This window comes from Lysobacter sp. GQ73, from assembly GCF_059758755.1.
On the sequence record NZ_JCAXEE010000002.1, the window covers coordinates 599,265 to 624,699 of the forward strand.

The 25,435-nt window shown below is 60.5% G+C and carries 25 protein-coding genes and 1 pseudogene; 13 read left to right on the forward strand and 13 right to left on the reverse strand.

Going from position 1 to position 25,435, the window contains the following annotated elements:
- Positions 1–6: 6 nt before the first annotated feature.
- Positions 7–513 carry a hypothetical protein gene (locus AC6CH2_RS07330; protein WP_498268649.1) on the reverse strand — a complete coding sequence of 169 codons (507 nt, stop codon included), beginning with the start codon at positions 511–513 and terminating at the stop codon, positions 7–9.
- Positions 514–1,431: 918 nt separating this feature from the next.
- On the opposite strand from AC6CH2_RS07330, the gene AC6CH2_RS07335 reads away from it, so the two are divergent.
- The 13 genes from AC6CH2_RS07335 (at position 1,432) to AC6CH2_RS07395 (ending at position 15,411) form a co-directional block, all read left to right on the forward strand.
- Positions 1,432–2,067, forward strand: a complete 636-nt coding sequence (locus AC6CH2_RS07335) for a LuxR C-terminal-related transcriptional regulator (RefSeq protein WP_498268650.1) — start codon at positions 1,432–1,434, stop codon at positions 2,065–2,067.
- Between the two features lie 19 nt (positions 2,068–2,086).
- Positions 2,087–2,428 (forward strand): hypothetical protein, encoded by a 342-nt coding sequence (locus AC6CH2_RS07340; protein WP_498268651.1) that lies wholly within the window; start codon positions 2,087–2,089, stop codon positions 2,426–2,428.
- A gap of 78 nt (positions 2,429–2,506) precedes the next feature.
- Positions 2,507–3,265: a hypothetical protein gene (locus tag AC6CH2_RS07345; protein WP_498268652.1), complete on the forward strand. Its 759-nt coding sequence runs from the start codon at positions 2,507–2,509 to the stop codon at positions 3,263–3,265.
- Between the two features lie 19 nt (positions 3,266–3,284).
- On the forward strand, positions 3,285–4,382 hold the full coding sequence (locus AC6CH2_RS07350) for a TrbL/VirB6 family protein (protein WP_498268653.1): 1,098 nt from the start codon (positions 3,285–3,287) through the stop codon (positions 4,380–4,382).
- Between the two features lie 134 nt (positions 4,383–4,516).
- The gene (locus AC6CH2_RS07355; RefSeq protein ID WP_498269098.1) at positions 4,517–4,882 is read left to right on the forward strand and encodes a DUF4189 domain-containing protein; all 366 of its coding nucleotides are present in this window, start codon (positions 4,517–4,519) and stop codon (positions 4,880–4,882) included.
- A gap of 661 nt (positions 4,883–5,543) precedes the next feature.
- Complete coding sequence (locus tag AC6CH2_RS07360; RefSeq protein WP_498268654.1) at positions 5,544–6,200, forward strand: hypothetical protein; 657 nt, start codon at positions 5,544–5,546, stop codon at positions 6,198–6,200.
- Between the two features lie 319 nt (positions 6,201–6,519).
- Positions 6,520–6,753, forward strand: coding sequence for a carbon storage regulator (locus AC6CH2_RS07365; RefSeq protein WP_498268655.1), 234 nt, complete (start codon positions 6,520–6,522; stop codon positions 6,751–6,753).
- 156 nt (positions 6,754–6,909) lie between these two features.
- Positions 6,910–7,470 (forward strand): hypothetical protein, encoded by a 561-nt coding sequence (locus AC6CH2_RS07370; RefSeq protein ID WP_498268656.1) that lies wholly within the window; start codon positions 6,910–6,912, stop codon positions 7,468–7,470.
- Entirely contained in the window at positions 7,460–9,655 is a 2,196-nt protein-coding gene (locus AC6CH2_RS07375) for a peptidase domain-containing ABC transporter (RefSeq protein WP_498268657.1), read from the forward strand. Before AC6CH2_RS07370 ends, AC6CH2_RS07375 begins: the two co-directional genes overlap by 11 nt.
- Positions 9,656–10,513, forward strand: coding sequence for a hypothetical protein (locus AC6CH2_RS07380; RefSeq protein WP_498268658.1), 858 nt, complete (start codon positions 9,656–9,658; stop codon positions 10,511–10,513). It begins immediately after the preceding gene.
- Between the two features lie 210 nt (positions 10,514–10,723).
- Positions 10,724–11,380 (forward strand): hypothetical protein, encoded by a 657-nt coding sequence (locus tag AC6CH2_RS07385; protein WP_498268659.1) that lies wholly within the window; start codon positions 10,724–10,726, stop codon positions 11,378–11,380.
- A 2,338-nt stretch (positions 11,381–13,718) separates the two neighbouring features.
- Entirely contained in the window at positions 13,719–14,168 is a 450-nt protein-coding gene (locus tag AC6CH2_RS07390) for a toxin-activating lysine-acyltransferase (RefSeq protein WP_498268660.1), read from the forward strand.
- A gap of 409 nt (positions 14,169–14,577) precedes the next feature.
- Positions 14,578–15,411 carry a hypothetical protein gene (locus AC6CH2_RS07395; RefSeq protein ID WP_498268661.1) on the forward strand — a complete coding sequence of 278 codons (834 nt, stop codon included), beginning with the start codon at positions 14,578–14,580 and terminating at the stop codon, positions 15,409–15,411.
- Positions 15,412–15,426: 15 nt separating this feature from the next.
- On the opposite strand, the gene AC6CH2_RS07400 is transcribed toward AC6CH2_RS07395, so the two are convergent.
- From AC6CH2_RS07400 to AC6CH2_RS07455, 12 genes and pseudogenes are all read right to left on the reverse strand, one after another.
- A complete protein-coding gene (locus tag AC6CH2_RS07400) occupies positions 15,427–15,870 on the reverse strand; it encodes a hypothetical protein (protein ID WP_498268662.1) in 444 nt (147 codons plus the stop codon).
- 2 nt (positions 15,871–15,872) lie between these two features.
- Positions 15,873–18,086, reverse strand: coding sequence for a phage tail protein (locus AC6CH2_RS07405; RefSeq protein WP_498268663.1), 2,214 nt, complete (start codon positions 18,084–18,086; stop codon positions 15,873–15,875).
- A complete protein-coding gene (locus tag AC6CH2_RS07410) occupies positions 18,073–18,288 on the reverse strand; it encodes a hypothetical protein (protein ID WP_498268664.1) in 216 nt (71 codons plus the stop codon). The genes AC6CH2_RS07405 and AC6CH2_RS07410 overlap by 14 nt, the downstream gene beginning before the upstream one ends.
- A gap of 2 nt (positions 18,289–18,290) precedes the next feature.
- On the reverse strand, positions 18,291–18,527 hold the full coding sequence (locus tag AC6CH2_RS07415; RefSeq protein ID WP_408951504.1) for a hypothetical protein: 237 nt from the start codon (positions 18,525–18,527) through the stop codon (positions 18,291–18,293).
- 13 nt (positions 18,528–18,540) lie between these two features.
- Positions 18,541–19,356, reverse strand: coding sequence for a phage/gene transfer agent baseplate hub protein (locus tag AC6CH2_RS07420; protein ID WP_498268665.1), 816 nt, complete (start codon positions 19,354–19,356; stop codon positions 18,541–18,543).
- Positions 19,353–21,062 carry a hypothetical protein gene (locus AC6CH2_RS07425; protein WP_498268666.1) on the reverse strand — a complete coding sequence of 570 codons (1,710 nt, stop codon included), beginning with the start codon at positions 21,060–21,062 and terminating at the stop codon, positions 19,353–19,355. Before AC6CH2_RS07425 ends, AC6CH2_RS07420 begins: the two co-directional genes overlap by 4 nt.
- A gap of 6 nt (positions 21,063–21,068) precedes the next feature.
- Positions 21,069–22,004 carry a hypothetical protein gene (locus AC6CH2_RS07430; protein ID WP_498268667.1) on the reverse strand — a complete coding sequence of 312 codons (936 nt, stop codon included), beginning with the start codon at positions 22,002–22,004 and terminating at the stop codon, positions 21,069–21,071.
- The gene (locus tag AC6CH2_RS07435; protein WP_498268668.1) at positions 22,004–23,578 is read right to left on the reverse strand and encodes a hypothetical protein; all 1,575 of its coding nucleotides are present in this window, start codon (positions 23,576–23,578) and stop codon (positions 22,004–22,006) included. The genes AC6CH2_RS07430 and AC6CH2_RS07435 overlap by 1 nt, the downstream gene beginning before the upstream one ends.
- A gap of 451 nt (positions 23,579–24,029) precedes the next feature.
- A complete protein-coding gene (locus tag AC6CH2_RS07440; RefSeq protein ID WP_498268669.1) occupies positions 24,030–24,530 on the reverse strand; it encodes a hypothetical protein in 501 nt (166 codons plus the stop codon).
- A gap of 49 nt (positions 24,531–24,579) precedes the next feature.
- A complete protein-coding gene (locus tag AC6CH2_RS07445) occupies positions 24,580–24,783 on the reverse strand; it encodes a hypothetical protein (RefSeq protein ID WP_498268670.1) in 204 nt (67 codons plus the stop codon).
- Positions 24,784–24,788: 5 nt separating this feature from the next.
- On the reverse strand, positions 24,789–25,142 hold the full coding sequence (locus AC6CH2_RS07450) for a YkgJ family cysteine cluster protein (protein WP_498268671.1): 354 nt from the start codon (positions 25,140–25,142) through the stop codon (positions 24,789–24,791).
- 52 nt (positions 25,143–25,194) lie between these two features.
- Positions 25,195–25,404 (reverse strand): annotated as a pseudogene (locus AC6CH2_RS07455) (alkylphosphonate utilization protein); the annotation flags it as partial.
- Positions 25,405–25,435: the final 31 nt, after the last annotated feature.

Consider the following 25,435-nt stretch of genomic DNA (forward strand, 5'->3'; position numbering starts at 1 on the left):
GCTTCCTTAGTACGTCCTCGACCAGGCCAGCACCAAGTCTCGGCTGCTCACAATGTCAGGCCGATCAGGATTCGGAGGGGACTTGGTCAACACGTGCGCTTTCATGTACACATTGACGGTCCGGTCGTCGATTTCCATCAGAATCTGGGGGGGGCTGGTTTTACCGCCTTCGTACCGCGCCCAATCTACGTTGACATCCTCTTTGGGGACGTTGTGTAGGACTACCTGCTCGGGAAATATGTCATCAATGAGGTTGACTTCCGCGTAGTGTTCAACACCACTCAGCGAAGTCCACCGAAGCTCTACCGGGTCTGGCGGCATCTCTTCAGACATGACGATGAAACCGGCAGTCCAGCGGTCCTTCCACTCGGGTGAGCTTGGCTGGCCGGATGGTCCATCGAGTTCCACTGCGAACTGATGGTTCATGAAGATGATGTTGCTAGCCAAGGTGTTGTAGCAGCGAACACCGAATGAGAATTCATCGAAAGTTAGCGGCCAGGGGATATCGGTCAATCGCGTTTCGGGTGAAGTACCTTGGGTTGTCATCCGTGATTGCTCCTTCAACAAATGGCAGAGTGGGTCGGTCTATGGCGACTACGCAAACCGAGAGTATCGCCGAAGTCCGGAAACTAAGCCTCAGAATTTTCTGAGATGGGCATCGGACAAGTCCGCTGATTGCCACGTTTCCGACGGTTGACCAGTGTGGCTCCAGGCCGCCGGAGCGAATAGGGTGCGGGATGACAAAGCACACTTGTCATGGCGATCTGCCCGCAGCCCGATGGCATCGCTGATCACCAGTGAGACAACGCTCGGGGCTATCGCGCTTCGCAAAGTGGGAGCAGGGTCATCTAGTCCTGCTGGTCCGTCGACCTCGTCGTTCTGTCGGCTCTTCAGCCCCAAGGGCAAGCGACTCGCTCGCTGGAAGAACGGAAGGACTCGTCGCCACCCATCGAGCGGTCGAAGTAGATATGGCTCAGACACTCGCTGTTAATGCACGAGGTGCCAACGAGAGTTAACGTCACGAAATCAACCACTTAGCGGAGTCGCCGCGCCAGCGTTGCAATCGAAAAAGCAGCCGGTTGCAGATCCTCCAATTGAGCCTTTATGAGCACCTACAAGCACCTACCCCACGCCGCTACTCTGATCCACGCGTAAGTCTGAGCCTCGATTAGCTGTCAGAAAATTCCTACTACCTGCGCGTCAGCGACTCCGCATGACACGGAAGCTTCTCGCATTTCGGGCGGCTTCTGCCGCGCTACTGAGCAAGGCGCCATCGGAAGGCATGATCATGGTGGCGCGCCTCCAAGTTCTCTAGATGATCGCGATCTCAGATTTTGGCAGTAATGACAACACCCCTTCGTTGGGGCAAGACTACGCACATAGCGACTGGGGCCGGAGGCCACCAAGCAGAACGAGCTTAAGGATAAGTGCATGAAGTATGTCGTTGCAGATGACCATCTTTCTTCGGTGTTGATGGTCACCAAGTTGTTGCAGGACCGGATGGACGTGCGGGAAGAGGCCATTTCATCGGCCAAGGATAGCGAGGCGCTTTTTGAGGTGCTCGATGGCGTGGCCGACGGCCCCGTCGTCGTGATCCTCGATCTCGTTATGCCAGGCAAGCTGAAGCGGTTGCCGCTCCTAAGAGCCGTGTTGGACCACGCCGCTGACATCCGTGTGGTCGCCTACTCGGGATCGGATAGCGCCCTCCTAGCGGAGGCCGTCTTGGATGCAGGAGCATTCAGTTACGTAAGCAAGGGCAGCTCAAGGTCGGTGCTACTAGAGGCGATCAAGTCTGCTACGCAACGGCACAAGTATATGGACCCTCAGGTCGACGTCCAAAAGAACCAGGGCCACCCGTGGCGAGATCTGACGCCGCGAGAGGCAAGCGTGATCATCATGCTCTGTAAGGGCGAATCGGTGTCCAGTGTCGCGGAGGCTCTAGGTATTACCAACAAGACCGTCTCTTCACACAAGGTGAGAGCCCTGCAGAAGCTGGACCTGCCTGAAAGCGCGGGGCTTACGTCTTACCTGATTAACAGCGGACTGACCTACCTGCTGGACGACTAATAGGAGTCAAGAAGAACCCATGGATGGAAGTAACGTAGTTCCGTTTCCCGTCGCTAACGTCTCAAGTGAGGACGCGGATGTTATCGAGGCGATCATTCACTTCTATTGCAACGGCGAAGATGTGCCGCTGTCCCGTCTAGAGGTCACTACGGAGTCGTTGGCAGACATTGTCCAACGCCTTCGTCTGGATGGAGCTGTCATGCAGCTGGACAGTCAAGCATTTCGCTTTCGCGTTGCCCAGTGGAAGTTCAAGCAGCGGAAAGGCAAGCGCCTGGTGCTGATCGTGATTGACCAAGGCAAGCATCGCTTCCTCCACTACCGAACAGAATTCACGAGCATTGCTCAGTTGCAGGGCCCATAGCCCACCGAGCCAGTTGGGCTTCTGGACAATACCCACCCATCGGCTGAGCTGTATCCACAGAAACGACATGGAGTCGCTATGAAGTCTCGAAGCACAGCGCATCGTCGCTCCGTCAAGAAGGTCGCTGCATTGCTAATCGCCGCCAGTGGGTTCGGGTTTGGTCAGGTAGGTGCGCAGATGGTCGTGAAGGACCCGTTCGGCCTGATGGCCAAGATGGAGCAGATCAGCAAGGACGCGGTCGAGTTCGGCAAGAACGCCAAGCGGTGGCAGGAAACGGCCAGCCACTATCAGCAGCAGGTGATCAAGCTGCAGCGTTTGAACTTTGGACAGACGCAGATGGAGGACAACTTCCCGCCGCGGGCTGCCGATTACGGCATGGAAGACATGTGTCCCGGTCCTGGCCGAGGCATCAAGGATCAGCTGACCAAGGTGTTCCGACAGGCAATGCCCCAGATGGATGGAAACGTCGTTGGTGAGCAACAAGCAATCTGTCAGCGCATGGTCTACGCCGAGAACGCCAAGTACAACGACTCAGTAACGATGCTACGAACGCTGATGCAACGTAGCCGCGAGTTCGGGCAGATCGAGAACCAGCGCGACAGCGTCAGCAGCAGCCAGGGCGCCCTAGCCGCAAACGAGAACGAGGCCAGTCGCTTTGTCGCCAGGAACCAGCTTGAGCTTGACTACTGGCAGGCGCGCATGAAGGCGTACGACGACTACATCGCAGCCCTCAAGTGGGACCACACCCGTCTGGCGAAGCGCGCCATGCGCGGCAAAAAGGGCGCTCTCGACGGAATTGTTCCGACCGATGTTGTGAAGTCCGCACTCGGCAATTGAAATCTACGGATAAACAGAAATGGACTTCCTGCAACTGCCCACCGACGTACTCAGTTGGCTTTCGCCGTCCTCGCAAAGCGGCCTAGCTGACTATGCCCTGTTCCGGCTCGTCAGCGGGTGGATTACGTCTCGTGTCGAGGACTTTGGTCTCGCCCTCATGGGGCGATCGATGGCGTTCGTCGGCGGCATCGGGCTCAGCCTGGTGACGCTCTGGTTACTTTTCCAGGGCTACCGCATCCTCAGCGGAGCCCGCGAGTCGATGATGGGGCTGGTCCTTCAGGGAACACGGATCGCCTTGATCTTCGGCATCGCCACCACGATGGCGGTCAACAGCATCCCGCTCAACTCCTTCCTCACGAAGGACATGGACAAAGCCGTCCACTATCTGGTCACCGGCAAGGAAAACGAATCCACAGCGAGCAGCATCGACAGGTCCCTCGCCGTCGTCCAGGTCGCCATGACGGCTATTGACGGTGTTCAGCTTCTTGAGCCTGATCCTGAGCTCATTGAGGAGAAGCGATCTGCGAAAACCTGGGCAACGATCGGCTCTGCGAGTCCCGCCATCGCAGCCGGCTGTATGCTGCTGCTATGGACGTTCGCGATCAACCTCTGGATTGGTTTGGGGCCCCTCTTCATCTTTGCCTTGGCATTCCCTGCAACAAAGGGAATGTTCACCACCTGGCTTAAGTATGGGTTAGGCACGCTATTTTCTCTGGCCATGCTAAGTCTCGTGGCGAATCTGCTTCTTGATCTGACGGTCCGTATCGCTACTTTTATGTGGCTCAGCAAGCTCGTGAATATCCCCGGGCTCAGCACCGAGGGCATCAGCAATCAGGCCATGCAGCAAGGAAGTGTGGGAATGATCTTGACCGTGGTCATCATCGCCGTCCCGCCGATGGCTGCCGTCTTTTTCCAGGGCCAGATCGGTAGCGTCATGTCCAACTCGGCATTCGGGAAGTATGGGGCTTCCGGGACGACCGCCAACACAGCGAGTAACCCGCTTCCGCCGGCTCCGCAGCAAACCCGAGACGAGGTCCAGCGCCCGCCAATCCGGGTAGCCATGAGCGACTCCACTCCGCAACATTCCAACGAGATTAAGAAGAAGGACAGGGGTTAATAGCCATGCGAGCAGTCCAGTTGGTCCCAGCGTGCTTGATCCTCATCCTCGCCACCGCTGTGCGCGCGGAGGGCGGGTGTCCGCCGGGCGAGATGCCCTACAACGCTACGGCGCCGATGGGGTCGGCCCAGTCCATGGCCAGTTGTGGCCCGATTCCGTCGAACACGCCTGCAAGGCAGTGGAGTAGTCGGTGGGGTGCCCTCGCAGATGACGGCGCGGGCAGCTTCGGATCAAGTGCAAACGAGTCAAGCAAGAAGAGGGCCGAGAAGTCGGCTGTGGCGGACTGTAAAGCGCGTGGCGGAACGAAGTGTGCCGTGTACATGACTTACAGGGATCAATGCATTGCCCTAGCAAGCAGCGACGTCACCTCTACAACGGCGAGAGCGCCAGACGAGACGTCAGCTCAGCAAGACAGCCTCGCTGGCTGCAAAAGAGGGAGCAATGGCGCCGAATGCCGCGTTCATTACAGCGGCTGTAGCTTGCCGGCGCGCAGCAGGTGATCGGAGTACCGAATGAACACGATTCCCGTTCAAAACGAAGTCGCGGCCTGGTCGAGTGACGATAGGACGCACGAACGTCTTGCCCTGGCCTCTACACTCAGCATCGCGCTATTGCTCAGCCTGCTCCATCTCGCCGTGACTCTATCACTGCCGTCCTTGGCTGGGCTCGCTGCGATTCTTTGGTTAGCGGTGGTTGTCCTTCACGTCTGGCTTGCCGTAGCTCAACGAAGGTATGTGTCGGAGCTGAGGCAGTTTCTCCATGATCGTTGGGGAACTGCCGAAGTCATTGAGGTCCGATGGCTCAGGTGCCGAGTTGATCACTTGGCCAGAGGAGCGCTCTGGGCCTGGGTAGTTGCGGCGGTGATGTCGTCAGTGCTCTTCGCTATAGGGTCTGCCTACGCGCTTCCCGAGCTGATCGCAATCTTCAGTATCCATATGCTGGTATCTGCAGCTCAAGCGGCTAGCCAAATCGCTTCGCGAAGAGCCATCCGGCGCGAGATCGAGAACGTTCGCCACCTACACCCTGCCTGCAGAATCTCGGTCTGACCGAAGCAGAGTCGAATGTTGACGCGGACTCGGACTTCCCGACCCGTTTAAGCCCGCCCCCCTTCCAACCCGACCTCAGCCGTACCGTCCCGACAGGGGCGGTCAGGAGGGCTTTGTGTCTCAATTCCAGTCACCAACGTATATGCCCCCCAATCTGCCAAACTGGCTAGGCCGGCTGTTCAAGAAGGCCAAGCGTTCGCCGGAGAGCGCTACTGGAGTCTATGAAGCCAAGTTCGAGGCGGCGCGTGCGCGTGCCGTCCTCTGGGGACTTAATCCGCCTCGCTTTGAGCCACTCCCGATGCGGTTCGCTTCGGTCGAAGCAATCGAATCCACTCGGCGGCTCAGGGATTACGGCTTAGGACGGCTGCGCGAAGACGTCATCGCAGCCGAGCGGTACGGCGTGACGGCCATGGTGCGCGGAATGCTGGAGGCCCAGCTGCGCGTCCGCATCGCCTTCACCTTGGGCTACGTCTACCAGGATGGACGGCGACTTTGCCACACACCCATTGAAGGCTTGGAGCAGATGTTGCGTACCGGCATTGCCCCGGGGGCTCGCGTCAGCTTGCACGCCTGGCTGACCCTACCAAGTCACGAAATTGTGGACCCTACCTTTTGGGCGGTATTTCCTGCGCTATGCAACACAGCCGAGCGTGAAGCTCGTGGCCTCTTCATGCATCCGGATCAGATGTTGGAGCGCACATATCACCCGCAATGGGTCGGCGAAGGATTTGCACGTCGAATTGGCGTTCTCAAGGAGTACGAGGGATGGTAAGCACAAGGGTCGTGCACTTCGACGCCGTATGCCGCGGATCTCTGAACTGGCGGGTCTCCGTCAACGGCGATGACGAGCACGTTCGTTTTGCATCCAGGGCAACGTGCATCGCCGCTGCGCGCGCCCGCGCCCGTCAGCGCCACCTCGACACCGGATTGCCTACGGAAGTGCGAGCACCCGCTCTCTATGGCGCGCTCGAATCAGTCGTCGCGTACATGCTGCCGCACGAGCTACTTGAGTTCTGTGTGGAGACCGAGAGCGGCAGCAGTCGTCTGCTGCGCGAGGCCTGTGATGTGTACGGCCTAGTTCACGCTCGCCTATGAGCGCCAAGAACGTAGCTTCGATTGTCGTCCTCACTCGCCGTCCAGGGCAGGCGCTGATGATTCGGGATAACGTCGAGGTCCGCCTGCTGACGCCACGCTTCCCGGGCGAAGTCCGAGTCGGCATTACGGCCCCAAGGTCGGTGTCCGTCGTGCGTCAAGAGGCTCGATGCCGGCGCCGGCTTGGAGGCAGCGGGGACGCGGCACGACAAGGAGGAAAGGGCGATGTCTGATCTCTTTCACCGGCAGGTCATGGAGGCCGAGAGCAGCGTTCGCATTGGTAGCATGGATCGCTCGCTCCTACTGGACCGGCGGGATTCTCAGCCAGTGAGCTGCCAGTACGGCAGGATCGACTTAGCGGCAACTTGGAGCACTCGATGGAACCGGTAGTGAAGAACGTGACCCACTCCGAAGAGCTATTTCGCAGCGAGTCGATCAAGGCCGCGAGCACAGAAGGGCTGGCCCGGGCTCGAATTGCCCGTCCGTGGGGCGTGTTCGTTCTTGCCGGCGTAAGTCTTCCACTGCTTACGGGCCTGGTGCTCCTTCTGAACTGCTATTCGTACAAGAAGACCACCTACGCAGATGGACGCATCCAGTACGCGACGGCGTCACCGTGCGGCGCCCCCGATCAGCGCGATTTAGTTGGGGTCCTAGTAGTTGATGAGCTTCAACTCGCGCACCTGCAGGAAGGACGGACACTAGCTGTTCAATTTCCAGCCCTATCCGACGCGATCGCACGCGGTAAGGTCCTGTGCGTATCCGAATCAGCCGGAGAAGCACGACCGCCGCCTGCAGGGACCCGATTTGACGTAGTACTCCGTCTTGATGATCTCGCGACTACTAAGCAAGCCCATCGCCTGCGTGCCGGCATGTCAATCCGAGCAGTAACGAGTAAATCGACTGTTAAGCTAATGAGGCTATTCACCAAGGAAGGTAACAATGGCCGCTGACAATTCGCCGCAGCCGGACAACGCATTTGGCGTCCGATTTGGCTGGAGACGCAAAGTGCGGCCGATCATGCAGACGCAATCGTCTGAATGTGGATTGGTTTGCCTCGCTATGATCGCCGAGTACCATGGCGCCACGCAGAGCCTGAGGGAGCTAAGGACTCGCGTCGGGCTATCCCAGCGTGGCATGAACGGAAGCGCATTGGTTGAGGCCGCGTTTCAGATGCAGCTTCAAGCTACGGGCTACCGGCTTGATCTAGAGGAACTCGGAAAGCTGCAACTGCCCGCAATCCTCCACTTCGACTTGAATCATTGCGTAGTTCTTACTGAGTTCAATGGCCGGCATGCGAGGGTCATCGACCCAGCATGCGGCCCGATCAAAGTCAGCCGCCAGCAGCTATCCGACCGATTCACCGGTGTTGCGTTCTCTGTTACCCCAACCAGCAACTTTTCACGAAATGTGACGAAGACCAGGGTGCGTCTGGCCGATTTCGCCGGCAGGACCCTTGGTCTACGGCGGGCAGTCAGTGAAATCGTGGCCCTCGCAGTCCTCGTCGAACTGCTTGGTCTCGCATCGCCGCTCTTGATGCAGACCATTGTGGACAAGGTACTTCCGACCGGGGACACCAACCTCGTAATGATCGTCGGCGCTTCATTCGCACTACTAATGATAATCCAGGCCGTGCTCTCAGCGGCCCGCTCCTGGGCAATGACCTCCCTCGGCCAGCAGCTGAGCTTTCATTGGGTCAGTAGCGTCTATTCACATTTGATACGCCTTCCGGACGCCTATTTCAGTTCGCGACACCTTGGCGACATCGTTTCTAGATTCGATTCTGTTTCGGCCGTGCAGCGAACGCTGACCACTCGCGTGGCTGAGGTAGTCTTGGATGCTGCGGTAAGCATTCTCACGCTCGGGGTCATGTTCCTCTATAGCCCCCAATTGACATTAGTTGTCTGCATCTTCGTCATTGTCTACGGGGTGCTTAGGCATGCCTCCTACAGCACCTTGAACCGACTTAATACGAGTGAGATCACGACATCCGCAAAACAGCAAAGCACGTTTCTGGAATCGGTACGAGGTGTCACTGCCTTGCGTCTCGCAAACCGCCAAAGTGCACAGACCTCTCGTTATGCAGCAGCGATGACAAGGACGCTGGGGGCTAGAGCGGTCCTCGAATCGATACACCTGACCTTTGGAACCGCTAACACGCTCCTCTTCGGGCTATTGCGGATCTGCCTCCTCGTTCTCGGATCGATATTTGCATTCAGCGGGAATTTCAGTGCCGGCATGCTCGTGGCCTTCATCGCCTACTCGGACAAGTTTGCTGCACGTGCGAGCAGCTTGATCGACTTCGTGGTCGACCTGAAGATGATGCAAATGCACGGCGAACGTATCTCGGACATTACATCCGAGCCGATCGAACGGCATCTTCACGGGGACAGCCGCATACAGCCTACGGAATTTTCAATTGAGTTTCGCAACGTATCGTTTCGGTATTCCGACAAGGATCGCTGGATACTAAAGGACTGCTCCGTCACCTTCCCTACGGGCACCTCAGTCTGTGTGGTCGGCCCATCTGGAGTTGGCAAAAGTACTGTAGCCAAGTTAATCGCAGGCCTCCTTGATCCACTCGAAGGCTCGATTCTCATTGGCGGCATCGACCTGCGTCAGCTTGGCAAGACGACGGCCCGCTCCATGATGGGAGTCGTATTGCAAGATGACGCGCTCTTTTCCGGCTCAATCGCAGATAACATTTCGTTCTTCGACGTAAATCCTAATAAGGATCGAGTTGTCCAATGCGCGATGTTAGCTGCGATATACAGCGATATCCAACTTATGCCCATGCGCTTCGAAACGTTGATTGGGGACATGGGGTCGACCTTGTCCGGCGGGCAGCGCCAACGGATTCTCCTTGCTCGTGCTCTCTATCGAAACCCGAGCATTCTGCTAACCGATGAGGCGACTAGCCACCTCGACCCCACAACCGAAGCTGCAATCCTCGACAGCATTAAGCACATGAAAGTAACTCGCGTTTCTATTGCGCATCGCGTTGAGTCGGTTCGTTTAGCTGACCACGTTCTGGCTCTTCGCGACGGACAACTCCTGGCTGCAGCTCCAAGACCAGTTGACACCAGTTTATCGTTAGCTATTGAGTCATCCCATAACGCAACAACAGGAGCAAGTTAAATGCGGAAGGTACTTGTAATCTCTATCGCGGCGGCGGCCGTTCTCGTCGCCGCCTGGATGTTCTCTAGGCGTCCTGAGCAAGTAGCCCCGTTGGAGCCGAGCTCCGCCGCTCGGTCGAATGAAGCGGCCGCCGGCGTTTCGGCGGCTGGAGAGTCGCTGCCCACACCCTCCGGCAAAGCCGAAGACCTAGGTACCATCGACGATGAGCGTAAGAGAACAATCGTCCGGGCTGCTTTCGCTTGCCGTCAGGCTGACAGATTCCGCGCGACAGCAAAGGCGATGGCAGGTCCTTCTGCAGCGAACCCGGAGGCGGCGCTCTCGCCTGTCCAACGTGACAACCTACGCAAAGCGCAGGCTGAGTGCTCCGCCGACGTCGCCGCGAGAACTGTGCCAGTCGGGGACTTCCTGCTTGACCTCGCGCAGCGCGGAAACAGCGCAGCGGCTACTTGCTACGTAGCCGGCAGCTACCGCGAACAGAACGGGGATGCTCCGCCGCCGGACGACCCCCGCTACCGCCAAGCCGTCCCCAAGTTGATTGAACAAGGTATCGCCGCTGGCGATTGGACAATGGCATCGCTCGCCGCTTCGATTAATTCAACGCGCCGTGCGGGGAGCCCGTACACCCACCTGACTTCGCCGGACCCCGTCCTGGCCTTGCTCTACACCAAGCTCATGGAACTGGGTTCCGAAGGCCAAGAAAAGGCAGATCTACAAACAATCGTGACGGACCTGGGGCGCAACCTCACACCCGCCGATCGCAAGAGTGCAGAAGCGAGGGCGGAAACACTCTTCCGAACCCACTTCGCGCGAAGCGGTCCCTATACGCACGGCCGCCAGGCGCTGTGTAGGGACTTCTAGTCCACCTCGGAGAAAACGGAGATCAATCTATGTGAGTCCCTACTCAGGGGCAATAGCCACTTTTTGAACTGAACACGAACTCAAGACGTAAGTCTAGTCTGCGCGGGCATCGACCCGCCGCGGTTGGGGATCGCTTTGCTCATCGAAAGCATGATTGCCCCTTGAAAGTCGCGTGCCGCGCAGTTCACACACTTCGAAGGAGAAGAAAGAATGAGAACACTAGCCATGCACGAGCTCGACGAGATATTCGCTGGGGATGGCGGCGTAGCCGCGACCATGCCCACTGTGACGGTGACGTCGCGGAGCTTCAGAGACTCGAGTACGTCAAATCCGTACGCTGGAAGTAGCTGGGCGGGTCCGTCATACAACGAGGACGGGAGTTACTGCTACTCCGGAGCGGGGGCATTCTACGCGATTGAATGGCGCGGCATTCCAGACATGAACGATGTCCGATGTGAGCTCGATAAGGCATCTCCTGGTATGGGCGTCCCAGGCAGCTCCACGCTCAGCTACGTGAACGACTGGGCCTTCAAGGACCGCACGACAGGAGATGTAGTTCACAAGCCAGCCAACGACCCGCCGGCAAACAGCGACCCGCTCTACGGACAGTCGGATTCTGCGCACAACGCCATTTACATCTATGCCCATGGGCTCAGCGCCAGCAACAGCACGGGGCCCTATATCGATCCCGACACTGGCATCGAGCATCCGCCGATGCAAACCAACATGACGCCGTTTCAGCATGCGCTTCTGGTAACGGCACACGAGTCCGCGCACGGGCGTGGCATCGTCGGGGAGAAGGAAGCCGAAGGCTACGCGGTCAAGGCGCTCCTCCGATACAAGGCAAATCTGAACCAGTGTCCGTAAAGCCCCATCGCCGAGCAGCGTGACTGCTCGGCGTTTTGACAGGATGTCCCTGCATGATCCGAAAAGTTACGTGGCGATCTCCGCGATATCACAGGGCAATCGACAGATGTCTTCGCGCGGAAGACTCAAGAATTCTGGAGTTTGGGAGCGTACTGGCGGCGCTGATGTCCGCGCTCAGCCAGGGTGCAGCGCGTGCCATCTGTATCGGCGATCTCTTTCGCCCAAAAAAGCATCGCATCGCACATCTTGCCCGAAAGCATTGGAAGTCATCGCCGGCATCGAGCATTCTCGACTTCGCCCAGTCTGTCCGCGCGCTAAGAAGTAGACTGACATATCGACAATGTGCGTTGTCCCAGTTCGCGTACGAGCAAGCCGGCCTCCTCACTCTCGCCGCTCAGCTCAAACGTTCGGCGTCGGCGGAGCAGATACAAGCCACAATTGATGCGCTGATCGTTTCGACGAGCTTGCGCCCAAGCAGATATATGGACTTGCTCTACCCCATCGACGGCCGTACCCCGACGCACTGGAAATCCGACCTAGGAACTATGTCAGAGGATACAAAGTCAGCGTATCGCATAGCTCTTTCGAATCGGCGCGGATTTCACAACTGGCCTAATCAATCCGATCAACTTCTTAACTTAAAGCTCATAGTCTACAAGGCCTCCTGTCTACTCTTAGCAATCGGAGTCACCAGCGCATTCGGACTCCCTGAATCACTACACACTCTCGTCTCTGTCGCTACTTTCGGCTCGCTACTACTACTTGCGTTCGTCGCAAGCGCCCCCTTAATCGAGTTTATAGTTGGGAGCATCATCGAACCTGCGCCGAGGATTAGGCTGGATTTCGTCGAGAGTGGCCTTCCCGAAAGCTGTCGTGTCGTGCTGGCTGTGCCCGTCGTCCTGGTATCTGAAAGTCAGCTGGATCATGTCATCGAGAACGCTGTGTGGAACCTCTCTTCAGCCGCGGACGAGAACGTCTCCATGGCGCTCCTTTCGGATCATCCAGACTCAGGAGTTCGAGAGGAGTCACATCGCGAAGCCGCCCTGCGCGCTTACTTGGAGAAGCGCGTAGATCAGTTGCGAAGGAATGGACTCGCCATCAACCTTCTCCATAGATCGCGAACTCAGCTCATCGATGGCAGATGGATCGGCTGGGAGCGCAAGCGTGGGAAGCTTCTCCAGCTCAATAGCATTATCCTTGGGGAGAAGTCTGCGCTCGATGTCGTGACAGGGGATCTCGACGAACTCGTCGGCGCACGATACGTTCTGAGCCTCGATGAGGACTCCCGTCTCTCACGCGACTGCGTTCAGCGGTTGGCTGGCGTGCTCGCTCATCCACTCAATGAGCCGCGCTGGGATTCTGGGAGCATTGTCGGAGGCTATGCAATAGTGGTGCCGCGCTTCTCCACGCGACCTAGTAGCTTGACACACTGGCGGATTGCTAGCGCGTTCTGTGGACCTGTCGCGAGTGAGTGTGCTCCAGTCGCATCGTCCCGCAACTTTCTGTTCGATTGGGTTAGCCGAACGCAGTATCCCGGCAAAGGAATGTACGACGTCCGAGCATTCCAGCGTGCGTCGCGATACCTGCCCGAAGGTTGCATCCTCAGTCACGACACGATCGAGGGAGCACTACTTCGGTGCGCCTATGAGGGCGGATCTCTGATAAGTGAGTCCTTTCCTCGCAACCCCGCCAGCCTGCTCCGACGCGTACACCGGTGGACCCGCGGAGACATTCAGAACTATCAGATCTTCTGGGCCTCACGGCGCCAAACAGTTCGCTCCGCTCTGAGCAGAACCTCCTTCGGACACACAGTTAAGATGCAGCTTTGCGGCATGGCGCTTCCTGGCGCATTGTCTATTGCGCTATTGGCATGGGCGTTCCAAGCTCCGGGCTCGTCGCGGACCATCTTCTGCGCAGTGACCTTCATAGGAGTATGGCCCACCGTACAGACGGTACGCCGAATGCTTGGGTATGTCATACACGGGGCAGTCTCGAAGGCAGCTCGCGACGTTTTTGGGCTTCTTTCTGCGCTAACAGTCCGGCTGGCTGGATGCTGGTCACAAAGTTGGGTCGTTGCATGTGCGGCTATTCAGGCCAGCGCCTCCGCAATTAGCGGAAAGAACCTTTTGGAATGGCAAACGGCGGCGGCGCAAGACGCCGATGCGCAGTCGATTTGGAGTGTTCCAGGCGTTGCACTTGCGAGCACAGCGGCCATCGCCCTGTTCGGCGCGTCTATTGCCTTGAAGGTGCCTTTCGTCCATTCCGGCATCCTTCTTGTGTGGGCATTGTATCCATCCGCTATATCCGTTGCCGCCGTTCGGCGGACAGGAGAAGCTTGATGTCTGGGCCCAACCCGCAACGCCTTGTTCAATCCCAAGCGATCGGCGAGATGGTCCATCTGATGGCCCGCAGTCCTCTCTACGGGCGGTATCCGCTCGTAGCGGTCCGACTCTACATTGAGCCCGCGATCCTCGTTGAACAGTACCGAATCTATTACGACGGCAGTGGGCGGCCTGTCGGATACGTCACTTGGGCACACCTCGCAGAAGATGTGCATCGTCGCTTATCAGTCGACAATCAGTACATCCTGAAGTTGAGCGAGTGGACTGAAGGCCCGTACTTCTGGATCAGAGACTTTCTGACTCTGCCCGGTTATGCGCGCAACGTCGCGAAACGTGCGCTAGGAGAATTGCGCCCCGACGCACCCATCTACTTCCACCGACGACGCACTGGGGCTTTCGCTCGCCTGTGTGCACAACGCGCGATGAGCCGTGGCATCGATGAGTAGCTATCGTCTGCAAGCTAGAATGGCACAACAAGGACCTGATCTGACTTCATGTGCGGCTGCTTTATGCTGTCCATTTGAAACGTTACGCATCGCCGCCCCTCGGATTATTTGGATCAACCGTCGTTGGTTTTCTGAGACCCTGATGACGCCCGCAGCTAATCTAGATTGGTGTTTAGTCAAGGCTTGGCTGCTGGACGAGTTTGCCTACTTAGTTCCACTCCCCGGCGACCTCCCAACCCAGTACCTGTCTCAGCGGAAGACTTTCTATGCCGACCGGTATGGAGACGATGCCCTAACTCCTCACGGTGGAAGTGGGCGCGTTGGAATCTCAGGGGGGTTCCAAGTGAAGGGCATTGGTCCGACCCCGCTAGTCGGCCGGCACGCGGATTGGCTGCACAATCACGGATGCATGTGGCTTGAGGAAGCGGTCAGAGAATCACTCGTCGGCGAACTGATTCATAGGGAGTTTCCCGTCGGAAGCGTCCCCGTTGTAGCCATCATCGACACCGGCGTCGACGCTTCCTTCACGCTCCAGTCCCCAGATCGCCGCAGAGCTCTCGTTATTCGCCCGTCGTTCTACCGCCCTGCGCATATGCAACGCGCCCCGATGTTTACACCCGTGGGAGGTGATCGTTTAAGCGCGCAGTTTGCCGACGCTAGACGCACTCGACAGATGACGGAACTGCTAGGCCAGATTGGAAGTCTGCGTCGCTTCGCTGACAACTGCGCTATGCAAGCTGGCCATGCGTACTACCACCGCTGCTTTCTGGGCGGGATGCTTAGCTCTAACTGGGCGATGGACGGAAGGATTTGCGACTTCGGTGGCATTACGAATGTGGATGACTGGAGCCTGATGGAAGTGTCCCCCGGGCTTCCGCGTTTCGGAAGCGAGACTATTCAGGTCGAACTTGCACTTGAGTCAATTTGCGCTCGAATTGGAACGCTCCACAGCAATCTCGACGAGCCGGTGTTCTTGGCGATACGCCAGAAATTTCGAGAGCTGCTGCTGGCAACCGTTGAAGGGGTATCAGCGGCTTCCGGCCCGCCTGCACTTGGGTTCTCTCTTTCTCAAGACGGACTTCTGAGTGTTCTCGGACATCAGGCATCACAGAGGCGCTTTCGGTTCAATCGGCAGAATGTGCAGAAGAAGATCTGGAACGCCACAGTTGATCCAGACTCACTTGAGGACGGCTCGGTGGGGTCACTAATCGACAGCTTGCTGGAAGAACTGCACATGGGTTGACTGCATCTGACTAAGCTAAGGGTCAGCAAAGAAGCCGACGCCGTCCAGGGAGAGCCAGCCGAGCACACCTGCGGCCGGCTGCGATACCAGTACTTCGCCATTTGTTCTCACGTCGACACGTGCCGGAACGCTCGAATCGCTCACAGCCGTATAGATCTGCTGTGCAGGTGGGCGGAACCCTGCGGGCAGCACGAAGACAACGGTGCCCCCACTCCCTGCCTTCACCAGCCCTCGAAGTTGCACACGCCCGGCATCTCGGCGGTAGCCGGCCAAGGCAAAAACATCTCCATAGTTCGTCCACGGTGCGTTGAGCGTCGGCGTCTGCCAGGCGCCCTTACGCAGGTCGGCAACCGTAGCTGTTGTTGTGCTGCGTGTTTGTCCGCCTTGCACAACGGGCAGTATCTCGGTGCCGTTCAATGCGCTTGCCGCCGGCAACTGGGATAATTTCTGATTCGCCATAATTACTCGATGAGTAGGTAGTCGCCAGTCTCGGAAATCAGCTCGTCGCCGGTCTCCGTGCGCAGCAGTCCATTCTTGAAGTCGAAGGTGTGGGTCGCTTTTTGCCAGCTCGTAAACCCGTCGCGGGTTGAGCCGATCTCGGTGCGTAAGCGAAAGACGCCCCTGAGCGATGTGATGTGGCTGGTGCCGGTGATGGCCGCCGGACTGTCCAGCACCGTGCCGGCGATGGCATCGAGTAGTCGCAGCACGTAGACCGTGCCGGCCTCTGGGCCGATAGATCCTTGGCCGTGGTCGACCAGTTGGTCGACCTGTAGCCGACGATCGCGGTGCGCCCAAGTCACGGCCAGGTCGCCCTCGACCGACGCCGGGTATCGCTGGCCGTTGAGCTTCAAATCCCCCGGTGGGTAAGGCCGGGCCTGCCTCTGGATCAGCTTGATGCCATCGATCGGCGCCAGTGCCGGATCGAGCACCGCGCTGGACGTCCGCGTCAGCAGCTTGGCCTGCACCGTCTCGCCAACGCTGTATTCGGTCGGATCGCTGGCCGCATAGTCGTCATAGAACCAGATGCGTGCGCCGACCGCGTGCAGCACAGGCACGGTGTCGGCGCAGCCGCGTGCAAAGGTCGCCGTCTGTCCTTGCGGGTCGACCGCCACGACGCGGACGACCTCGTCCTCGATCAGAGCGGCAGTGCCTGCGGCTACCTGATCCAGCCCACGGCCGGACGCCAGCTGCACCGTCGCGGTGGTCGGGTCCATCGGGTCGGCGAGCGCCGCGGTCGGACACCAATCCCCAACACCGGCCTCTAGGAACTCGCCGTTGCCCACACGGGTAATCAGCAGGTAGTTCAATGCCAAGCCGCTCGCCTGTTCGGCTACGGCCAGGACAGCACCGGCATCGAGCGGGACCGCAGCGAGCGCCGCGGCGTTAAGCGTTGTGGCCAAATCCCGGTAACTGGCCTCCATCAACCGACGGTTCGGCGACGGCTGCGGATTGCGATCCGGCGGCATCCAGAGCGGCGGCTGCGGTTCCACATAGGTCGTCGCAGGCAGTCCGAACACATCCTGCACCGCAGACACGATGATCGCGCCCTCGGCGAGTTTGCCGTCATCGTAGGTGCCGGCGCGGAGGACTAGGTTGTCCAGGCCTCGAAACGGATCGCGGATGCGGAACACGCTGCCCGGCGCCAGTACGCCGCCGCGGCGGTCGAAGCGCAGCTTCAAACGCTTCAACCCGGAGCAAGCCACCGTCAGGTCACGCATGCCGACCCGGGCCGCGAGATCGGCCGTCGGTAGCCCTTTGTAGTCGGTGGTGCCGGAGGCGACGCCGCCGGTCGCTTGGATGCCGGCCAGGTCCTGCACCCGGACCTGACGCTCTTCGTCGGTGATCGGGTCGTACCAGCCGATGATCAGCTGATTGATCGCGCCGTCCTGCGCCGATCCTTCGTCTTCTTCGATCGCCAATAGGCCGGACTCGTAGTCGAACACCGGCAGGTCGTCGACTCGATAGTCGTCCCGCAGCAGCTTCAGCATCGACCGCCCGGTCGAACGATCGGTGTATTGCGCCGCTCCAATGTGGTCGATGACGACCTGCATGAACTCACTGATCGAGGACTGACGGCTCCAGCGCAGGCACAGGCCGAACCCCTCGGCATGCAGGGTGTCTGCCGCCCGGCGATAGCTGGCTTCGTCCAGCACGCCGCGGTCCAGGCCCCGTCCCCAGTCGCGGTTGGTCAGGCATTCGACCAGGATGTGCGCCGGGTTCATGGCCCGGATGGCTCCGTTGGCCAGCCAGATGACCGCCTTCTCTGGATACCACGGCGCCCCATCCCAGCCGGCCAGGGCACGACGCGTACGCATCTTCCACGGCTTCGGGTACGGGTTGTTGGCCGTGATCTGGCCGTCGAAGTATTGGGTGGTGACGTTGCGGAACGCAGGCGTAGGAATGCCGTGCAACGCGCCCAGCGCCGGCAGCACTGCCTCGGCGGCCTCCCCCATCAGCACATCGAGCCAGCCCTTGATGCCGCCTTCGCCCTTGTCGCCACCAAACAGGTCGGGCTTGTTGATGAAGATCCGGCCGCTCTTGGTGATCGAGCCTTTCCAGGCCTCGCGGTCGCCGACCCGGATCTCCACCAACTCGTCCAGCGGTCCGCGGGATAACCCCATGTGCAAGCCGAACAGATAACGATGGCCTACGGTCTGCTTCTTACTGCTGCCCACGCTCAACCTCCGCGCGCGCGAACGCGACCAGGTGCAAGCCCAGGGCGTCGCCAGTGGCTTCGATCACCTCTGCGTCGATGCCGTCGCGTACGAACGCGCTCCAGTCCAGGCCGTGGTAGACGAACCAGTCGCGTGCGCCTTGTGCGCAGAAGCCTGGCCGGGCTCCGAAGGCAGGAACACGACGCAGGTGAGCCAAGGTCACGATCACTTCTTGCCGCCCTTTTGCTTGATCGGCTGGGTGCGGTACTGGCCGACACCAAGCACCATCCAGTCGCTCGTCCAGACATCGCCGAAGACCACAGCCTGCGGCGTGCCCTCGGTGCTCTGGGGGAATTGGAAGTCGCCGAACGCGGCCGGCTTGGGCTGCGGCGGCTTCGGCCGTGCGGCCGCCGAAACGAAATAGCTCACGACCCAGATCGCGAGTTGGACCCAGATGTTCATGCAGTTCCGAGGATCAGAAGATTGGCGTGCCGTCGAACGGCGACTTGCCGGGCAGTCCGGGCACGCCGCCGTAGTTCGGGGCGTTGTTGAACTTGCTGTGGCAGATCGCCATCGATCGGCCGCAGCCCGGATAGGCCCAAACCGTCTGGCCGCTGCGCAGGCCGTCGCCGGCACCGAGCAAGGTCAGGCGCTCGCCTTGGTGCGATCGGATACCGCGCCGCTCCAGGCCTGCCTCGCCGAGGTCCCAGGCCAGGAAGCCGCCCGCAAACCAGCCGTCCGGGTATTGGCCGAACTCGCCAGCAGCGACGAGGTTGCCGGCGACGCTGGTCAGCGCAGCAGCGACCCGATGCACCTGTGGATTCACCCCACAGTTGCGGTCGTACAGCGTGTACGGACAGCCGCGCGTCCAAGCCAGACGCAACCCCGGTTGTCCGAGGGCGGCATCGAGCGATTGGCAGCGGACTTCGGTGCTTTCCAGCGAAGGGCGATTGACGCCCGCCACCCGACCCATCCAGACCACACGCGCGTCGCCATCGCCTTCGTGGACGTCCCGGACGATGACGGCGACTTCGGTGGACGGCGGCAAACCGCGGTACAGGCGGGCCACCTCGAAATCGCCGGGCGCCGTGATCGTGAGCACGTCGCTGGCGGTGTGCCCGGATTGGCGGATGCCGTCGTCGCGAACGGCCACCGCCCGATAGCTCTGGCTATCGAGCTGGAAGTCGCGGTCGCCACCGGTGTAGCGCCAACGCTTCGCGCCGCGCACGAACTCGTACAGCCGCCGTGGGTTGCCCGCGGCAGTCGACCGTTCCAACTGTTCAAAGGTCATGCCGATGCGGGGCCGTTGTCGTCGCTGTCGGAGTCGCGCACAGCGCGAAGAACAAGGGAAGCGTCGGCGGCGCCGTCGCTGTCGGTGTGGTGCTCGATTTCGGCCTCGTCACCGTCGCCGCGGGAGAGGACCAGAAAGCTGATGCGGTGGACCCCGTGCGGACGAACGTCCACCCCGAGTGCCTCATCCATCGTCAATCGCTCGATGTCGTCGTCGATCGCCGCCGCGGCCGTGATCCGGCGATGGAAGGCCTGGCCGCTCTTCAGTTCGATCCGCAGATCGCGGCGCCCCGGCCGCATGCCAGCGAACCGGCTCAACCCTACGTTGGCGACGTCGAGCGCCGTGGCGGTGGCGGCCACGTTGGCGACCAAGGCCAGGTCGTCGGCGTGTGTCGGCCGCCAGACGGCCTGTTGGCGTCCACGCAGGGTGTAGAGCCAGGACCGGGCGTGGGCGCGTTCGGCCCGGCCGTGCATGCGCCAGCGATGGCTCTGCACGACCGCGGCCCAGTCCGCCGGGTCCAAGACGAACGGGCGCCCGAACTCGTTGTCTAAAGTCAGTAAGGCGCGTTGCCATCCCGACGACGACGCCTCGGACTCATCGGGCCGGTCGACCAAGACCGGATGGCCGCGGTAGGTTGGCGCATCCTTGATGGCCGGCCACTCGCAGTCCTCGGCTACTTCGAACCGGGCGGTGACCGAAGCGGCCTGATCGCTGAGGCGCATCACTTTGGGCGGTTCGGCCAGACGGGCCGTACGCACCGGATAGAGCCGAGTGCCGCGCGGCCAAGCCTTGATGGTCGGATGGCGCAGCGTGATCGACGCGGGGCCGATGCTCTCGACTTCGGCGACCTCGACATCGAAGGCGGTGCGTCCCCGCAGTTGCACTAGACCACCGACGCGAAAGTCCCGATGGCTCGGCTCGCAGGCGATGACCCGGACGCCAAGCGCGTGGTCGCCCGACAACCACTGGACGTCGGGCCAGATCGGCAGGGCCCAGGTCCGGCCGCCCCAACCGAACACGACCAGGTCCAGCAGAACCCGCTCGCGTCCGTCCACGATCATCGTGGCCTCGAAAGAGCGCCGCGGCGTGGAGCGCAGCCCCCGGCGCTGCTCGACCTGCGTCGGGCTGGTCAGGATGTCGGTCTTCCACGCCAGGCGTTCCAGGACGCCGCGCGACCAGTCCGGGGTGAACGCCCAGGCCACGATGCGTTGGCCGGTGATGACCACCGGGATCAGCTCGAAGCCAGCGAACTGGAACGCCAAGGTGGCCGCGATGACCGGCGGGCCGTCGGTGCCGACCGCGACCTGCCATACCTGTTCCGATAGCGGCGGGAACGACAGAGGGGTTGCGCCGGGCGCCGTCAGCACAATGCCTTCGCCCCCCGTCAGCGACGCGTCGGCCAGCATCAAGGCGCGGGCGCGGAACGCGTTCCAGACCCGGATGGCTCGTTGCTGGACGCTGCTGACGTTGCCCAGGTTGAGCGTTTGCGGTGCGGCGTGGATACGATCGTAGAAATCGTCGCCAAACATCGGCTGCCACGCACCCGATCGCCGATCGGCGACGACGGGCGGCACGCCATACGCGAGCTCCCCGCTATCTGCGGTACTTGCCAACGCCATCGACGGCGAGCCGTCCCAGGCCTTCGGCTGTTCGGCATAGTCCGGCCGGCCACTGAATGTCAGGGGCCACAGGCCGTGCCAAAGCATGAGGGGTTACTCGTTGATGCGGTAGGCGTAGCCGTAGATGCCACTGGTCGGGGTGCCGACGGGTCCGTTCTTGCGGTGCACTGGAAATACCTTCCAGCGGTCGGTGCCCAGCGATACCTCCTCACCAGGCGCGTAGCTGTCCAGGCGAATGAAGCGCAGATCTGGCGGATGGCCGATACCGGAGAATAGGCCGGCGCCTCTTGGCACCGCGCACCAAAGCGGGTAGCCCGGTGCGCGCCCGGTCAGCATGCTGTGCCCGGTCCGCTGCGGCAAGCCCAACGGGGAGATCGCGGATCGCCATCCGCACACCAAGCGCCGCGAGTCGTTGTTGTCGGTCGGAACCGCATGCCAGCGCGGGGCGATGCCATCGTAGTCGGCTCGTACCCGGGTACTCGGCGAGACGTAATTGGCGAAGGTGTCGTCGAAAGCGACGCTGTGCTGTCCGGCGTTGGGACTGTCGATGTAGGCGTTGTGGTAGTACCACTGGCTCCCGTAGACGTACTGACCCGTATTTACGGCACCCTGCGTCACGAGGCGCCCGGTGCCAAAGTGCTTAAAAGTACCGGCCTGCGTTTCCACGACGACATGCAGATAGGGCGAGGTGCCACTACCGCCAAAGAAGTACACCGCGCTGTAGGGGCCCTGTACGAAGTTGGTCCAGACCGGCAGGCTCGCTTCGTTTTGGACATCGGGATTGGCATTGGCGGCGTAGCCGGTATGCCCAAAGCCGAGGAAGAACGGCGACGGATTGTTGCCGTCGCCACCCGTGGTTTGCGACATCCAGGTCGCATACAAGCTACCGGCGTGCAGGCTCAGGGCCTTCCCGGTTGCCGCGGTGCGATCGCGAAATCCGTCGACTGCCCAACCGGCCGAAGGCGCAAACAACCGCAGCTTGTCGAGCAACTCGTTCGGATCGTTCGCGGCGCTGGTGAGGTAAGCCATCAGTCCATCCGCACGGCGAAGTAGTTGTCGGGAGAAGTCCGAAAGGTGTTCTGGACCACCATCCACTGAGTACCGTCGCGATCGATCAGGGACTCCGAAGGTGTGTTGAACCCGGTGGTCCAGGCGCAGCCGTCGAACTCGCCCCAGTGGTGATGTACGTTGAGGTGTTGCAGGATCAGCGGCAGTAGCGGCGCGGACCCATCAAGATCCTCCCGCAGCCAGGCACGAGCGCCATCCGTCGACATCGCACTGGGATAGACCTTCCCCTGCGTCTCGTTGTCGCCGTTATCGTTGCTGACTTGGTGGCGATTGGCGTGGGCCCGCCAGACGTTGTCGGGGTAGTACGCCACCAGGCCGTACCGACCGGGGTCGAAGAAGGCGCGAAAGTTCGCGTCGGTCGCATCCGGCGTCCCCGCTTCGTTGCTGCCGCAGGCGCCCACCAGCATCGGGAACTCGTGCACGGAGGGCGGTTCGTAAGGCAACCCGAATCCGAGGTAGGCGGACATATAAACCGTACCGATCTTGGCCACGATGACCACCCGCTGGCCGTTGATCGCCAGCCAGTAGCCGAACGGGCCGTCGCGCAGCGGCAGGTTCCGCAGTCCGCTGTTGTTGACCTGCGAACGCACCCCCAGGAGCGGGTTGTGGAAGCGGAAGCCGTACCAGTTGAGGTTGTAGGCCGCGCGCGCGGGGTCTTCGTAGAGTTCGGCGCCGATGAAGATTGCCTTGCGACCGTCGAGGCCGGGAGCGCGGACGATCCACTGCGCCCGATCCTCGAGCTCGAAGTCGGCGTTGAGATCGGTCTGGAACGACAGTTCGCTGCAATCCAGAGTGGTGCCACCGTTCGCTGCAGTGAACAGGACTCGCCAGCATCGAGCCGCCGGTCGATTGCCCGTCACCACGAAGGTCTGACGCGCCCGATTCGAGATCCAGCGCACGCCCGTCCACTCCTGCACCTTCGTCCAGGTCGAGCCTTCGACCGAGCTTTGCAGCTCGAAGGTCGATACACCGCGATTGATCGCGTCGGCGACGCCCAACGTGATTGCCCGTATGGCCGTCGGGCCGATCATTTCGATGCCGGCGGTTGCCGGAAGATTGGCGACAGGGCACGAGCCGAAGGTGTCGACCGTGCCGTCGAAGAGGTTGCCCAGGTTGCTGAAGCTGCCGGAGTGGAAGGTGGGATTGCGCACGCCGATGCGGCGCAGCAGTGTCCAGGGCGGCGAGGTGTTCAGGGTAAAGCAGTCACCCGCGGCGAACGGCGTAGAGCCCGCGTTGATGCGGAAACGCAAACGCTCGGATTCGAACGGTTGACCGACTTGCGCGACTCCCAGGTCGACCGCGACAGAGCCGACCACCTGGAACCGGTTGGCATCGAGCGCCGTGATCGTAAAGCCTTCAGCGACGCTGGCGGGTCCGCCCCGATAACCGCCTGCCGCGCCGTCCGTACCCGTCAAGGTGCCGTTGCCAACGCCGACGTAGAGCAGGCCCCAAACGTGCCCTTCGGCGCACAGCGCCGCTTGCAGGACGTTGAGGAAATCGTAGTAATCACCTGCAACGCCAGTTCGTAGGGTCATGGCCATCCAAAAAAAAGCGCCCGGTGAGGAACCGGGCGCATAGGGGAGGGATCGCACTGAGAGGACGCGATCCGACGTGAAGTATGGGAAAAATGCGCCTGCGGGGCGCGCTGACGCAATCATGGAAAGTGTGCTTTGTTCGGGTCTGCCCGTTCGTTTGCTTCCGCTGCGAGCCGTCCTTACACGGCAACCTCATCGCGCGCGCATCGCACCACACACCTTGCATGCCACGTGGTGGCTCCTTTCCACATCAAGCACACGGGAGTCGACTCCATCACTCCCCCTGTCGTCGCTGGCCCGTAGCTGCGTTGATGTATAGCCGGACGCCGTCCAACTCACAGTGCCCTAGCGGTAGCATCGACTTTGTATCGTCAGGGTCGAAGGGATGCGGACAGACCAAACCTGCAGCTTCAATCAGGCCGAAACCATTCTCTATCGCGAAATCAACGGCTTACCAGAACACAGGCAGATTGTGCTGAAATGTCTCGTTCAGGACGGCGCGCGTCTCGGTCCGAGTTATGTAATCGGCGGACAGCTGGCGCAACTGGTCCTCACCCATAAACACACCGCAGCGCCCGTTGTGCAGGATGCCGTCGCTGTGCACCGATTCCGCATGAGCTGGCGGCAGCAAACTCCTCCAGTGCGTCACGTAGCGACGAAACTCCGGGTGGGCGCTGAGGACGTGCGAGAAGGCGCGACCATGCAAGTACCAATACTTACGCACGAAACCGGCGAGTATCGCGAGACAGTGGCCGTGCCCCTCATGAAACGGAACATCCGCAGGAAGCTGGCCGGCTCTCGTCAGAGCCCGTCCGAGCGCGTCAATGACGGGAGGTTCTAGATTGAACTGCCGCCCCAGACGCAAATAGGCCCAGGGATCATCCAGATTCGCGAAGTAAAGACTCCGCATCTCGCTCGAATTGAATGGATGGTAGGTGACGTCGCAGCTCATGACTCGGCTCACTTGCCTAGGTGGTCGCGCGCGCATCGATCCGCTCGGTCTATCGCGGCTTGCGTGCCGATTCCGCTCGGCGCCGTCCCTGCTCCGTAACCCGCCACTCCTGCTCGCCACGGAGAATCAGCCCCTTCTTCTCCAGGCTTGCCAACACCCGCTCGGTAAGCGCTTCTCGCTCCCACTTGAACAGCGGCGGTCGCTTCAACAATACGAGGAACGCTGCGCGCTCGGCCGGCGAGAGGTCGATCATGGGCGTCAGACCAGCACTTGTCGGGTTTGTCGAAGGAAGGCATGGACTTCGCGTTCGGTCTGTTCGTCGATCATCTGCTCGGGGCGGCAGCCATTGGGACAGGCAAGTCGAAGCGTCGTCCCGAACAGTCGACAGATCAGCGGCCGCTCACCATACTCTTGACAGCCGCCGGGCCCTAGGTGCGGACAGGTCCATTCGGCCAGGGCTGCCGCATGTTCGGCTTCGGTCTTGATCGGAAGCCTCGCCATTTCTTCTGAGGACGCCGTCACCGGCCCGCAACAGTCGTGACATCCGTCAATACAACGGAACACTGGAATTCGCCGCCGCAACTCATTTAGCTTTTGATCGTTGCATGTCATCAGCGTCTCCAGAGAGTTACTGCAACGAACGGCGTTGCGCACCTTTCTTGAACTAAGCCTTCTTCAGAAATTCGGTGCGCAGCACTAGGCCTTTGACCTTTTCAACATTGCACTCGATGAGTTCCTCGTCGTCGGTCAGGCGGATGTTCTTGCACAGCGTGCCGCGTTTGAGCGTGACCGAGGTGCCCTTGACCTTGAGATCCTTGATCACCAAAACCGAGTCGCCATCTACCAGCGGCGTACCATTACTGTCTTTCACAATCATCTTCGACTCCAGGGAAATGGGGCACCAG

Excerpts from the sequence above, each read along its gene's own strand:
- AC6CH2_RS07420 (WP_498268665.1), bottom strand. The coding sequence starts at position 19,356 with ATGACCTTTGAACAGTTGGAACGGTCGACTGCCGCGGGCAACCCACGG.
- AC6CH2_RS07430 (WP_498268667.1), bottom strand. The coding sequence starts at position 22,004 with ATGGCTTACCTCACCAGCGCCGCGAACGATCCGAACGAGTTGCTCGAC.
- AC6CH2_RS07395 (WP_498268661.1), top strand. The coding sequence starts at position 14,578 with ATGTGGCTTGAGGAAGCGGTCAGAGAATCACTCGTCGGCGAACTGATT.
- AC6CH2_RS07400 (WP_498268662.1), bottom strand. The coding sequence starts at position 15,870 with ATGGCGAATCAGAAATTATCCCAGTTGCCGGCGGCAAGCGCATTGAAC.
- AC6CH2_RS07380 (WP_498268658.1), top strand. The coding sequence starts at position 9,656 with ATGCGGAAGGTACTTGTAATCTCTATCGCGGCGGCGGCCGTTCTCGTC.
- AC6CH2_RS07435 (WP_498268668.1), bottom strand. The coding sequence starts at position 23,578 with ATGACCCTACGAACTGGCGTTGCAGGTGATTACTACGATTTCCTCAAC.
- AC6CH2_RS07445 (WP_498268670.1), bottom strand. The coding sequence starts at position 24,783 with ATGATCGACCTCTCGCCGGCCGAGCGCGCAGCGTTCCTCGTATTGTTG.
- AC6CH2_RS07415 (WP_408951504.1), bottom strand. The coding sequence starts at position 18,527 with ATGAACATCTGGGTCCAACTCGCGATCTGGGTCGTGAGCTATTTCGTT.
- AC6CH2_RS07375 (WP_498268657.1), top strand. The coding sequence starts at position 7,460 with ATGGCCGCTGACAATTCGCCGCAGCCGGACAACGCATTTGGCGTCCGA.
- AC6CH2_RS07450 (WP_498268671.1), bottom strand. The coding sequence starts at position 25,142 with ATGACATGCAACGATCAAAAGCTAAATGAGTTGCGGCGGCGAATTCCA.
- AC6CH2_RS07425 (WP_498268666.1), bottom strand. The coding sequence starts at position 21,062 with ATGCTTTGGCACGGCCTGTGGCCCCTGACATTCAGTGGCCGGCCGGAC.
- AC6CH2_RS07440 (WP_498268669.1), bottom strand. The coding sequence starts at position 24,530 with ATGAGCTGCGACGTCACCTACCATCCATTCAATTCGAGCGAGATGCGG.
- AC6CH2_RS07390 (WP_498268660.1), top strand. The coding sequence starts at position 13,719 with ATGTCTGGGCCCAACCCGCAACGCCTTGTTCAATCCCAAGCGATCGGC.
- AC6CH2_RS07365 (WP_498268655.1), top strand. The coding sequence starts at position 6,520 with ATGAGCGCCAAGAACGTAGCTTCGATTGTCGTCCTCACTCGCCGTCCA.
- AC6CH2_RS07345 (WP_498268652.1), top strand. The coding sequence starts at position 2,507 with ATGAAGTCTCGAAGCACAGCGCATCGTCGCTCCGTCAAGAAGGTCGCT.
- AC6CH2_RS07350 (WP_498268653.1), top strand. The coding sequence starts at position 3,285 with ATGGACTTCCTGCAACTGCCCACCGACGTACTCAGTTGGCTTTCGCCG.
- AC6CH2_RS07355 (WP_498269098.1), top strand. The coding sequence starts at position 4,517 with ATGGCCAGTTGTGGCCCGATTCCGTCGAACACGCCTGCAAGGCAGTGG.
- AC6CH2_RS07335 (WP_498268650.1), top strand. The coding sequence starts at position 1,432 with ATGAAGTATGTCGTTGCAGATGACCATCTTTCTTCGGTGTTGATGGTC.
- AC6CH2_RS07340 (WP_498268651.1), top strand. The coding sequence starts at position 2,087 with ATGGATGGAAGTAACGTAGTTCCGTTTCCCGTCGCTAACGTCTCAAGT.
- AC6CH2_RS07385 (WP_498268659.1), top strand. The coding sequence starts at position 10,724 with ATGAGAACACTAGCCATGCACGAGCTCGACGAGATATTCGCTGGGGAT.